This window comes from Aquisphaera insulae (assembly GCF_011064615.1).
GTDB classification, from domain to species: Bacteria; Planctomycetota; Planctomycetia; order Isosphaerales; family Isosphaeraceae; genus Aquisphaera; species Aquisphaera insulae.
The window spans coordinates 1-678 of sequence record NZ_JAALJH010000247.1 but is presented as its reverse complement, the minus strand read 5'-3'; the positions used below and the strand labels follow the sequence as shown (position 1 = coordinate 678).

General features: G+C 65.5%; 1 pseudogene. It reads right to left on the bottom strand.

What is annotated here, in order from left to right:
* Positions 1–15: 15 nt before the first annotated feature.
* Positions 16–678: pseudogene (locus G6O54_RS37005) on the bottom strand (IS701 family transposase); the annotation flags it as partial.

The following is a 678-nucleotide window of genomic DNA, read 5'->3' as shown; positions in this document are numbered from 1 at the left end:
CTAGACTTTCGGACTTCAGGCGACAGCAGAGAGCGTGTGGAGCAGCCTTCTGATGGATTCCGGCGAGGGCGTTTCCTCACCGGACTCTCCATAAATCCTCGACTCCCACATCTGCAGCCGCAGGGCACCGAGCATATCCGAGAACGTCGGCGTCGCCTTGTCCTTGTACCAAGGGCGGTCTCGTTCGACGTGGGATCCCTCATGACCCTTCGCGCAATACCACAGGATCGTCAGCGAGCCGATGAACCACGCCATCGGGTGCGCCCGCTCCACGCTCCGCTCGCTCCGCACCTGAGGCTCGTGCAGGCCGAGGAACTGCTTGCTGTCGAAGAACGCGAGTTCCACGCTCCACCTTCGACAGTATCCCAGGATCACGAAGGCCGCCGAGGCCGTCGTGTCGGTCGACATCAAGGCCTCGTCTCGCCACTCGCCCGACGGGTCGCGGACCAGCACCACCATCACCGGGTCGGTCTTGGCCCCCTTGTACCAGAGCACGTCCCGGATCGTCTGCACCCGAAGCTCGCGGGCTCCCTTCGGGAAGTCGACCGTCAGGAGTTCGGCCGGGTAGGTCACAGTGTCCTCGATCATCGCCTTGGGGTTGGGGAGGCGATCCCCCTTCTTGCGGCCGGCGCCTCGCTGCCTCGGCGATCGCGGGCCGGGCCGCTCGTACAGCGCCGC